Below are 11399 nucleotides of genomic sequence, written 5' to 3' on the forward strand. Positions count from 1 at the left end.
TCTTAATAACGCTTCACCAGGTTCACTTTTTGATCAAGCTGTTTTAAGCCGATTTCCAGTTCACGAATGGATTCAAGGTCGAAAGAGTAGCCGTAAATGACAATAGTCTGAACCGGAAGCTGATGCGTACCAATGTGGTTGAGAAGATCGCGGGTCTGCTCTGTTCCCCATCGTTCATCAATCAGATACAGGCGCGTATTATCAACATACCTGGCGCAATAGCCGGAAAAATCAATGGTCTGTACGTCAATATCCATTTTATAACCATCGGCGACCAGCCATGTCGTTAATAAGGTCTCTTCGCCGCTTGCGCCGCCCGGCACGCCCAATCCTCTGGCGGAAAAAGGATTGATCATGTCGGTAAATCCTGACTCGGTGAAAGCGGCCAGTTGACCGCTGGTATTGATAAAATGGCCGGTAGCAATATCGAAGCTATCCAGATCGTCCAGCGTCTGCTGTGTCGGAGTGGCAAAACGATAATGTTTAAAACCGAGGTCGCTATTGGTCGCGGGATTGTTGGCGCGGATCTTCGCCGCAACGCGTGTAATTCGCTCACGGCTGATTTCATCAATAGTGTTATAACCTGCTTTTTTCGCGATAGTGTTATTGCTTAATGCCTGATCGATAGTACACAGAATAAACGTGCGCTGTCCCCCATCTTCTTCATTCAGCGCCATCACCGCATGGGCCGTAGTACCGGAACCGGCAAAAAAGTCCAGAACGACGCCGTCTTTATCGATAGCGAGCTTGATGATTTTCTTCAATAATGCGGTCGGTTTCGGCGTATCAAAAACGTTGTCGCCGAAGAGATCCAAAATCTCCTTTTTCCCCTCTTTATTCGACGCTACGTTATCCCAGTAATTGGTCGTTGGCTGCCCTTTACTGTGGTGCGCGTACATGACTCGCTGGGGAATACCGCCGTTATCTTTGCCAAAATAGACCAGATTATCGGCCACCAGTTTTTGGTAACTGGCTTCAGGATAAGCCCATAGTCTTTCGTGTACCGTACCGTTCGGCGTGGTAATTTTATAGGTATAGCCGCCGCCGCTCAGCCCTTTTGACACCGTTAACGGCACCGGCCGCCATTTCCCTTCTGGAAACTGTTCGGTCGGTTCTTTATAGGATTTCTGAATATACTCTTTAGAAAGCGGTTCTAAACGTAAAGCGCCCTGACCGGTTTTGGCGTAAACAAGAATGTATTCCCCCTGGATGGAAACGTTATCAGAATCGTTAGAAATCTCTTTTTTGCGCTTCCACATCACATTGGTGACAAATCCGCCTTCGCCAAAAATCTCATCCATCATTAATTTAAGATTGGCGTACTCATTATCGTCGATAGAGATAAAAATAAATCCGGTATCTTTCAGGAGCTTCCTGGCCAGGAAAAGACGCGGATACATGAAAGATAACCACGCGGAGTGCGTCGATTTACCCTGAATGGATTTTAAACGTGCCAGTTCGGTATCATTAAGACCAAACATATCCTGCAACGCCCGATCGCTATATTCAAAATGATCGGGATAGACAAACCCGTCCGATCCGGTGTTATAAGGGGGATCGATATAGATCATATCGACGGTATCGGCGTAATTATTTTGCAGATGGCGTAAAACATCCAGATTATCTCCGGTCAGAAAAAGATTATGGCTGTTTTTATTTTCTGCCAGAGTATTGTGTTCCGCGTCAGGAACGATAACGGTAACGGATTTTTCACCCGCCTGTTTTTTTGCGTAATCTTTGCCAATAAAATCAATCTGATAACCGCTAGTCAGCTCATCAATATTACGCGCTTTCAGCGCGCGCTCAAATCTGGCGAGATCAAATCCGCCTTTCGCGATCAGTTCGCCCTGCTCGTTATAGCGATCGGCGGTAAAAAATTCCGGTAATGCACGTTGTAACTCAGACAGAAAGGCGCTATTCGGGGCAACAGACTCGTTGTGTTTTTGGTTATCTTTCAACATGATATCTTCGCTCCGTTGATAATTTTAAGGTGAAGCAATCAATTTCTTATAAAGAAAAAAGTAAGCGATGATTGTAATGGTCACGAACGGCAGATGCCATCATTAACCTTTGTTGTTCGTTGAAAGGGCGTGAAAACGACGGGAGGAAGGCGTGCTCCCGGCGACAGTATGCGCCAGGAGCGTAGTGTTTACGTGCGATGACTGATGGCCGACTCCGGGAGGGCGTCGCTATCTGTACCGGAGATGACGACTCCCCGGGTCTCGCGACCAAATGCCACAAATACACAGATTAAAATAGCCACCGCGCCAGCCACGATCGCCATTGCCAACCCGTAATTTCCACCATGCGTTTCCGCGATGCGGGCCTGTAACGTCGCATTAACCGACGCCAGTAAATTACCGAGTTGGTAAACAAACCCTGGCAGCACGGCGCGCGCATTCGCCGGAACCAGCTCGTTTAGCCAGGTCGGCACGACTCCCCAGGCGCCCTGCACCATAAACTGCATCAGGAACGCGCCCAGGCCAATCGTGAATGATCCGCTGGAAAATGCCCATAGCGGGAGTACCGGAAGCGCAAGAAAGGCGGCGATCATGATCGCTTTTTTACGCCCAATACGTTCCGATAGCGTACCGTAGAAAATACCGCCGAGCATGGCGGCAATGTTATAAAAAATCGCAATGATACTGATCAGATGCGGATCAAAACCATGCTGCATCTTCAGGAAGGTAGGATAGAGATCCTGCGTGCCGTGACTGAAAAAGTTAAAGAACGCCATGACCAGCACCAGATACAGACACAACTTCCACTGTTTGCGCAGAACAGGAAGCAGCGCGGTATTCTCTTTACGCGCTCTGGCCGCCAGCCAGACGGGGGATTCCGGCACTTTAAACCAGATATAAGGCAGCAAGACAACAGGCAGGGCGCCAATCAGGAACATGCCGCGCCAGCCTACCATACTGTAGAAGAGGCCAAAAATAACCGAGGCGAACAGATAGCCGCAGGGATAGCCCGCCTGAAAAATGCCCGACATCAGGCCACGCGAACGATCGGGAATGGTTTCCATCGCCAGTGATGACGCGACGCCCCATATCCCGCCCATCGCCACGCCGTACATGACCCTAAAAATCAGAAATGCCATGAAGGTGGGCGACCAGGCGGAAAGCAGTTCAAACACCGTAAAGAACAGAATATTGAGCATCAGTATCGGTCGACGTCCGTACTTTTCCGCCATTCGGCCAAATAGCAGCGCGCCAATGGGACGTACCGCCAGGGTCAGCATAATCGCAATGGAAACGTCCGATACGGAAGCGTGAAACCATTCGGCGAGATCGCTAAGTACAAAGACAAGGATAAAGAAATCAAACGCATCCAGCATCCAACTGGTAAAGCTGGCAAACGCCACATGTCGTTGTGTCGTCGTCCAGTTCAGGGGGGTGTACATAGGTAGTGTCCTGCATCAAAAATAACATCAAGCTTTGAAGCGGCGAAACGCTGGAGCGCTCCCGTCGTCAAAGCGACGTAACAAGGTAGCGTTGCGCTACTTATTTGTTATCTTTTTGTATATAGCAGGTAAAATGTTAGCAAAAATAGACAAATCATTACATATTATTAACAAAACTTACTGGCACATGATTTGTCACATTTTTTATGGGGATTATCTCACGCAAAGAAAAGCGAAGCATGGCTAGCGTATCGCGACCGGCCTGTCGCCAGACCGATCGCCATTGACGATTACCTTTCGCGCGGCGGGAAACCGGCCTTTTGCAGGGCGGCGGCAATCTGCTCCGCGGATAGCGACGTTTCAACGTCAACCAGACGCGTCGCCGGGTCAGTTCTCACCGTCGCATTAGCATCGAGAGTCAGAATCGTCTTTTTTACCGTACTGGCGCAGCCGCCGCAGGTCATGTCATCAATATGGAACTGCATGGTGAACTCCTTTTGTGTGGTAACTGTTGCCAGTCTGGGCCTTGCCAGTGTTGGAAGGTCAAGCGTAATCTCAGGACTTACAGACGCTTTGTCAGTCCATGACGACGAGGACGGCGCAACACCGCTCCGGTACGCGCCTCCGGCTCGCTATCGTCAGGTTGTCCAAGCGTATGCAGAATGGGGCAATCTGGCAGCGCGTCGCCGGCGCAGCAGTGAATCAGCGCTTTGAGGGTTTGCGCCATGTGCTGCATGTTCTGGATACGTCTGTCCAGTTCATCAATGTGCGTCTGCGCCAGGCGTTTGACGTCAGCGCTTTGCCGCGACTGGTTATTCCAAAGATTCAGTAAGTCGCTGATTTCAGCAACTGAAAATCCGAGGTCGCGCGCGCGGCGTATAAAATGCAATTGATTAACATCAGCCTGGGTATAGGCCCGATAGCCGGAATCCGTCCGACTTGCCGCGGGAATCAGACCAATCTGTTCATAGTAGCGAATCATTTTGGCCGAAACTTTCGATGCTTTAGCTGCTTTACCGATGTTCATGACGCTCCTCCTCAGGTCGTGGATGTGTCGGATGGGGTTGCCATCGGCGCCCGGAAACGGCGCAGCCGCAAAGCGTTGCCCAGCACGAACACGCTCGACATCGCCATCGCCCCTGCGGCGAATACCGGTGACAATAATATGCCCCAGACCGGAAATAGCGCGCCTGCCGCGACAGGAATCAGCGCCGTATTGTAAGCAAAGGCCCAGAACAGATTCTGGTGGATATTGCGGATGGTCGCTTTAGACAGCGCGATAGCATTCGGCACGCCTTGCAGGTTGCCGGACATTAGTACGACGTCGGCGGATTCCACCGCCACATCGGTGCCGGTGCCAATCGCCAGCCCCACGTCGGACTCCGCCAGCGCTGGCGCATCGTTGATGCCATCGCCGACAAACGCCACCTGCCCATACGCCGCTTTCAGGCGCCGTATCGCCTCGACTTTCCCTTCTGGCAATACCTCGGCAACCACGTCATCAATTCCTAACTGTCTGGCGATAGCCTGTGCCGTGCGGGCATTATCGCCAGTGATCATGGCGACCTTAATCCCGAGCTGATGTAAAGCGTTAATTGCGGCGGGTGTGCTGGGTTTGATCGGATCGGCCACGGCGATAATCGCCGCCAGTTGACCGTCAATAGCCGCATAGAGCGGCGATTTCCCTTCCTGCCCTAACCGTTCGGCGGTGGTGGCGAAGCCGCTAATATCCACGCCAATTTCGCGCATATAGCGATCGGCCCCCACGTCAACACGCGTACCGTCAACGGTAGCGTATACGCCCATCCCGGTCACCGATTCGAAGCCGTTCATGCCTGGTAGCGCGATCCCTTCCTCTTCTGCCGACACGACAATCGCACGGGCAATCGGATGCTCTGAACGCGATTCTACCGCCGCGACTTTCGCCAGCACCTCACGGCGCTCAAAGCCGCTGGCCACGTCGAGATCGGTCAGTACCGGGCGGCCTTCGGTAAGCGTCCCGGTTTTGTCTACGGCCACCACCTTAGCGTCTTTGAGTAGCTGTAACGCCTCCCCCTTACGGAACAGCACGCCCATTTCCGCCCCACGACCGGTTCCCACCATAATGGAGGTCGGCGTCGCCAGGCCCATCGCGCAAGGACAGGCGATAATCAGCACCGCAACGCCATTGATCAGAGCGAAAGTCAGCGCTGGCGACGGCCCAAACGCCAGCCATACCACAAAGGTCAGCGCAGCAATAAGCATTACCATCGGGACAAACCACAGCGTCACTTTATCCACGACGGCCTGAATCGGCAGTTTTGAACCCTGCGCCTGTTCCACCAGACGAATGATTTGCGCCAGCATGGTCTGTCCGCCGACGGCGGTCGCCCGCAGCGTGAGCGCGCCTTTTTGGTTTACGGTACCGCCCACCACCGCGCTTCCTGCGGATTTCTCTACCGGTATCGGTTCGCCGGTAATCATCGACTCGTCAACGAAGCTGCGGCCTTCGGTCACTTCGCCGTCAACCGGTATCCGCTCGCCTGGCCGAACCTCCACACAGTCTCCCAGCACAACCTCGTCGACAGGGATATCCACGATGCGGCCCTCGCGTAACACATGCGCGACCCGCGCCTGTAGCCCCACCAGACGTTTAATCGCTTCGGAAGTCCGCCCCTTCGCCCTTGCCTCCAGAAAGCGCCCCAGCAGAATAAGCGCGACAATCACTGCGGCGGCCTCGTAATAGACGTTTACCGTCCCTTCAGGCAACAGGTCGGGCGTAAAGGTCGCCACCAGCGAGTAGCCGAACGCCGCTGCGGTTCCTACGGCGACCAGCGAGTTCATGTCCGGCGCCAGACGCGCCAGCGCCGGGAACCCTTTAAGGTAAAAACGGCGACCGGGGAGCGTCAGCACCAACAGGGTCAGTGCAAATTGCCAGTACCAGCTTTGTTGCAGGCCAATCGTTTTTATCACCCACTCGTGCATACCAGGAATAAGGTGCGAACCCATTTCAAGCACAAAAACGGGGAGCGCCAGCACGCTGGCGAGAATCAGATCGCGCTTCAGCCTGACGCGCTCGGCCTCTTTTTTCTCTTCAGAGTCGTCTTCTCCCTGCCCCGCCGTCTCTACCGGTCGCGCCTCATACCCCGTTTTTTCAATCGCCGCGATCACCGCCTCCGCCGACGCCGTCCCGCGAACGGTGGCGCGCTCCGTCGCCAGATTCACCGTAGCGTCCGTTACGCCAGGCACAGCCTTAATACCTTTTTCAACGCGAGCGACGCACGACGCGCAGGTCATACCTTCAATAAGCAAGCTTATCGTGTCGTGACGATTTTCTGACTGACTCATGACGAGTTCCCCATCCTGACTATTCGGTATCAGAAAGCCTAAAGCTTGCCATTGTGGGAAGGTCAAGCGTATTCAGGCTGCACGGTTCGGCGAGAATGTGAGATGGCTCATAAAAGAGGATGATGCGAGACATTTACGCCACGATGCCGACCCACGCCCCGAAAAAACCCGCCAGGAACGCTTGACCTTTCCTTCGTTGTAACGCCTAGCCTTTGCCAAAAATTCTGCGGCAGCGTTGCGGAATGGCCGACACGCTGCGGTAAAGAGGGAAACGACATGCGTAGAACATTCAAAATTATGTTGATAGCCGGCGTCATCGCCGCCATCGGGGGCGTGATTTACATGGCCGGCGAAGCACTATGGGATAAAGACAACGCCGTCGGACCACCGGCCAGCGCACCGCCTCCACCGTCGGTACCGGTTGCTAAAGCCCTTAGCCGCACACTCGCGCCTACGGCGGAATTCACCGGTTTTCTGGCCGCGCCGGAGACCGTGGAGCTGCGTTCGCGCGTGGGAGGAACCCTTGACGCCGTCAGCGTTCCGGAAGGACGTCTGGTAAGCCGCGGACAACTGCTGTTCCAGATCGATCCGCGCCCGTTCGAGGTCGCCCTCGACACCGCCGTCGCGCAATTACGTCAGGCTGAAGTACTGGCCCGCCAGGCGCAGGCGGATTTCGATCGCATTCAACGACTGGTCGCCAGCGGCGCCGTATCACGTAAAAACGCTGACGATGTCACCGCCACGCGTAATGCGCGACAGGCGCAGATGCAATCGGCCAAAGCCGCCGTCGCCGCAGCGCGCCTTGAACTCTCCTGGACCCGTATTACCGCGCCCATTGCCGGACGCGTTGACCGCATACTGGTGACCCGGGGCAATCTGGTCAGCGGCGGCGTAGCGGGTAACGCCACGCTTCTGACGACTATCGTGTCTCACAATCCCATGTATGTGTATTTCGATATTGACGAAGCCACCTGGCTGAAGGCGTTACGACATACCCGCTCCGACAAAAATCCACCGGTAGTCAACATGGGGTTAACCACCGATAACGGGCTGCCTTACCAGGGCGTACTCGACTTTATGGGCAATCAGATGAACCGCAGCACCGGCACTATCCGGGCGCGCGCCGTGATTCCTGACCCCGACGGAATGCTTTCTCCCGGCCTGTTTGCCCGAATCAGTTTGCCCATCGGCGAGCCGCGGGAAACCGTGCTGATTGACGATCTGGCGGTGAGCGCCGATCAGGGCAAAAACTATGTGCTGATCGTCGGCAAGGAGAATCAGGTGGAGTATCGTCCGGTTGAGCTGGGACAAATGGTCGATGGACTCCGCGTCGTTACACAGGGAGTACAGCCGGGAGAAAAAATCATCCTCAAGGGGCTGGTGCGTCCTGGCATGACCGTTGCGCCGCGTCTGGTGCCGATGCGGCAGAATATGCCCGAGAAACAGACCGCGACATTGACTAAAGCGGACGGCGACAGCGCGTCGAAGGCGGTGCGCCAATGAAATTCACCCACTTTTTCATCGCACGGCCCATCTTCGCCATCGTCCTGTCGCTGTTAATGCTGCTGGCTGGCGCTATCGCCTTTTTAAAACTGCCGCTGAGTGAATATCCGGCCGTTACGCCGCCCACGGTACAGGTTAGCGCCAGCTACCCCGGCGCTAACCCGCAAGTGATTGCCGATACGGTAGCCGCGCCGCTGGAACAGGTGATCAACGGCGTTGACGGCATGTTGTATATGAATACCCAGATGGCCATTGATGGTCGCATGGTTATCTCTATCGCCTTCGAACAGGGAACCGATCCTGATATGGCGCAAATTCAGGTGCAAAACCGGGTATCCCGCGCGCTGCCTCGCCTGCCCGAAGAAGTCCAGCGAATTGGCGTTGTAACGGAGAAAACGTCACCCGATATGTTGATGGTGGTCCATCTTGTCTCGCCGCAAAAACGCTATGACTCGCTTTACCTGTCTAACTTCGCCATCCGGCAGGTTCGCGACGAGCTGGCCCGTTTACCCGGCGTCGGCGATGTTCTCGTCTGGGGCGCGGGCGAGTACGCCATGCGCGTCTGGCTGGACCCGGCGAAAATCGCCAACCGCGGTCTTACCGCCAGTGATATCGTTACGGCGTTGCGGGAACAAAACGTACAGGTCGCCGCCGGTTCCGTCGGGCAACAGCCGGAGGCCTCCGCCGCTTTTCAGATGACGGTAAACACGCTGGGCCGCCTGACCAGCGAAGAACAGTTCGGCGAGATTGTGGTAAAAATCGGCGCTGACGGCGAGGTGACGCGTCTGCGTGATATCGCCCGCGTCACGCTGGGCGCAGATGCCTATACGCTGCGCAGTTTACTGAATGGCGAAGCGGCGCCAGCGTTACAGATTATTCAAAGTCCGGGCGCCAATGCAATTGACGTATCTAACGCGATTCGCGGCAAAATGGATGAGTTGCAGCAAAACTTCCCGCAGGATATCGAATACCGGATTGCCTATGATCCTACGGTCTTCGTGCGCGCATCGCTACAATCGGTGGCGATTACGTTGCTGGAAGCCCTCGTGCTGGTCGTCCTTGTCGTGGTGCTGTTCCTGCAAACCTGGCGGGCGTCCATTATTCCTCTGGTGGCGGTTCCCGTTTCGCTGGTCGGCACCTTTGCCTTGATGCACCTGTTTGGCTTTTCGCTGAATACGCTTTCGCTGTTTGGTTTGGTCCTGTCGATAGGTATCGTTGTCGATGACGCCATCGTTGTGGTCGAAAACGTGGAACGGCATATCTCGCAGGGCAAAAGTCCCGGAGAAGCGGCAAAGAAGGCGATGGATGAAGTCACTGGTCCCATTCTTTCTATTACCTCGGTGCTAACGGCGGTCTTTATCCCTTCCGCATTCCTGGCGGGCCTGCAGGGTGAGTTTTATCGTCAGTTCGCGTTGACCATCGCTATTTCGACCATCCTTTCGGCCATTAACTCGCTGACGCTCTCCCCTGCGCTGGCCGCCATTTTGCTAAGACCGCACCACGATACTGCGAAGGCTGACTGGCTAACGCGGTTGATGGGCACGGTCACTGGCGGTTTTTTCCATCGCTTTAACCGTTTCTTCGACAGCGCGTCGAACCGCTATGTTAGCGCCGTCCGTCGGGCCGTGCGCGGCAGCGTCATTGTGATGGTGCTCTATGCTGGCTTTGTGGGGCTGACCTGGCTTGGCTTCCATCAGGTGCCGAACGGGTTTGTGCCTGCGCAGGATAAATACTATCTCGTCGGCATCGCCCAGCTCCCAAGCGGCGCATCGTTGGATCGCACAGAGGCGGTCGTAAAACAGATGTCCGCTATCGCGCTGGCGGAACCCGGCGTTGAAAGCGTCGTCGTCTTCCCCGGTCTGTCGGTTAACGGCCCGGTAAATGTGCCAAATTCGGCGCTGATGTTCGCCATGCTGAAACCCTTTGACGAGCGTGAAGATCCTTCGCTTTCCGCTAACGCTATCGCCGGAAAGCTAATGCACAAATTTAGCCACATTCCCGACGGGTTTATTGGCATCTTCCCGCCGCCGCCGGTTCCAGGGCTTGGCGCGACGGGCGGCTTTAAATTGCAGATTGAAGATCGTGCGGAACTGGGATTTGAAGCGATGACAAAGGTGCAAAGCGAGATTATGTCTAAGGCGATGCAGACGCCCGAACTGGCCAATATGCTGGCCAGTTTCCAGACGAACGCCCCGCAATTACAGGTGGATATCGACCGGGTGAAGGCGAAATCAATGGGGGTATCGCTCACCGACATCTTTGAAACGTTGCAAATTAACCTCGGCTCGCTTTACGTCAACGATTTCAACCGATTTGGCCGTACCTGGCGGGTGATGGCGCAGGCCGATGCGCCATTCCGTATGCAACAAGAGGATATCGGCCTGCTTAAAGTCCGCAATGCGAAGGGCGAGATGATCCCGCTTAGCGCTTTCGTCACGATTATGCGCCAGTCGGGGCCAGACAGAATCATCCATTACAACGGCTTCCCCTCGGTAGATATTAGCGGTGGACCGGCTCCGGGTTTCTCCTCCGGACAGGCGACGGACGCGATTGAAAAGATCGTGCGTGAAACGTTGCCGGAAGGGATGGTCTTCGAATGGACCGATCTGGTTTATCAGGAAAAACAGGCCGGCAACGCTGCGCTTGCTATCTTTGCGCTGGCGGTGCTGCTGGCCTTCCTGATCCTGGCGGCGCAGTACAACAGTTGGTCGCTGCCCTTCGCCGTCCTGCTTATTGCGCCTATGTCATTACTCTCAGCCATTGTCGGCGTGTGGGTATCTGGCGGAGATAACAATATCTTTACGCAGATTGGTTTCGTGGTGCTGGTCGGCCTGGCGGCCAAGAACGCCATTTTGATTGTCGAGTTTGCCCGCGCCAAAGAACACGACGGCGCAGACCCGCTGACCGCCGTACTGGAAGCGTCCCGCCTGCGTCTGCGTCCTATCCTGATGACCTCATTCGCCTTTATCGCAGGTGTAGTACCGCTGGTACTCGCGACGGGTGCCGGCGCGGAAATGCGACATGCGATGGGTATCGCCGTGTTTGCCGGCATGTTGGGCGTCACGCTCTTCGGCCTGTTATTGACGCCTGTATTTTACGTGGTGGTTCGCAGGATGGCATTAAAGCGTGAGAACCGCATTGATTCGCATGATCAGCAAGCATAATG

Annotated in this window: 7 protein-coding genes; 2 read left to right on the forward strand and 5 right to left on the reverse strand. The window is 55.0% G+C overall.

Annotation, left to right across the window (positions count from 1 at the left end; all coding sequences use genetic code 11):
* Positions 1–2: 2 nt before the first annotated feature.
* From K8W53_RS17210 to golT, 5 genes are all read right to left on the reverse strand, one after another.
* Positions 3–1961, reverse strand: coding sequence for a site-specific DNA-methyltransferase (locus K8W53_RS17210; protein ID WP_058654705.1), 1959 nt, complete (start codon positions 1959–1961; stop codon positions 3–5).
* Positions 1962–2149: 188 nt separating this feature from the next.
* Positions 2150–3403, reverse strand: a complete 1254-nt coding sequence (locus tag K8W53_RS17215; RefSeq protein ID WP_000288503.1) for an MFS transporter — start codon at positions 3401–3403, stop codon at positions 2150–2152.
* A gap of 290 nt (positions 3404–3693) precedes the next feature.
* A complete protein-coding gene (golB, locus tag K8W53_RS17220) occupies positions 3694–3888 on the reverse strand; it encodes a gold resistance metallochaperone GolB (RefSeq protein WP_001159470.1) in 195 nt (64 codons plus the stop codon).
* Positions 3889–3965: 77 nt separating this feature from the next.
* A complete protein-coding gene (gene golS, locus K8W53_RS17225) occupies positions 3966–4430 on the reverse strand; it encodes an Au(I) sensor transcriptional regulator GolS (protein ID WP_001020584.1) in 465 nt (154 codons plus the stop codon).
* A gap of 11 nt (positions 4431–4441) precedes the next feature.
* A complete protein-coding gene (gene golT, locus K8W53_RS17230; RefSeq protein ID WP_023224707.1) occupies positions 4442–6730 on the reverse strand; it encodes a gold/copper-translocating P-type ATPase GolT in 2289 nt (762 codons plus the stop codon).
* A gap of 276 nt (positions 6731–7006) precedes the next feature.
* On the opposite strand from golT, the gene mdsA reads away from it, so the two are divergent.
* On the forward strand, positions 7007–8233 hold the full coding sequence (mdsA, locus tag K8W53_RS17235) for a multidrug efflux RND transporter periplasmic adaptor subunit MdsA (protein ID WP_001254850.1): 1227 nt from the start codon (positions 7007–7009) through the stop codon (positions 8231–8233).
* Positions 8230–11397 carry a multidrug efflux RND transporter permease subunit MdsB gene (gene mdsB, locus K8W53_RS17240; protein WP_023224708.1) on the forward strand — a complete coding sequence of 1056 codons (3168 nt, stop codon included), beginning with the start codon at positions 8230–8232 and terminating at the stop codon, positions 11395–11397. The genes mdsA and mdsB overlap by 4 nt, the downstream gene beginning before the upstream one ends.
* The last annotated feature ends 2 nt before the right edge of the window (positions 11398–11399 follow it).

This window comes from Salmonella sp. A29-2, assembly GCF_020150755.1.
Lineage (GTDB): Bacteria > Pseudomonadota > Gammaproteobacteria > Enterobacterales > Enterobacteriaceae > Salmonella > Salmonella enterica.

What these genes read in the sequence shown, in the direction of transcription:
- golS (WP_001020584.1), bottom strand. Translation starts at nt 4,430, where the DNA reads ATGAACATCGGTAAAGCAGCTAAAGCATCGAAAGTTTCGGCCAAAATG.
- golB (WP_001159470.1), bottom strand. Translation starts at nt 3,888, where the DNA reads ATGCAGTTCCATATTGATGACATGACCTGCGGCGGCTGCGCCAGTACG.
- mdsA (WP_001254850.1), top strand. Translation starts at nt 7,007, where the DNA reads ATGCGTAGAACATTCAAAATTATGTTGATAGCCGGCGTCATCGCCGCC.
- golT (WP_023224707.1), bottom strand. Translation starts at nt 6,730, where the DNA reads ATGAGTCAGTCAGAAAATCGTCACGACACGATAAGCTTGCTTATTGAA.
- K8W53_RS17210 (WP_058654705.1), bottom strand. Translation starts at nt 1,961, where the DNA reads ATGTTGAAAGATAACCAAAAACACAACGAGTCTGTTGCCCCGAATAGC.
- K8W53_RS17215 (WP_000288503.1), bottom strand. Translation starts at nt 3,403, where the DNA reads ATGTACACCCCCCTGAACTGGACGACGACACAACGACATGTGGCGTTT.
- mdsB (WP_023224708.1), top strand. Translation starts at nt 8,230, where the DNA reads ATGAAATTCACCCACTTTTTCATCGCACGGCCCATCTTCGCCATCGTC.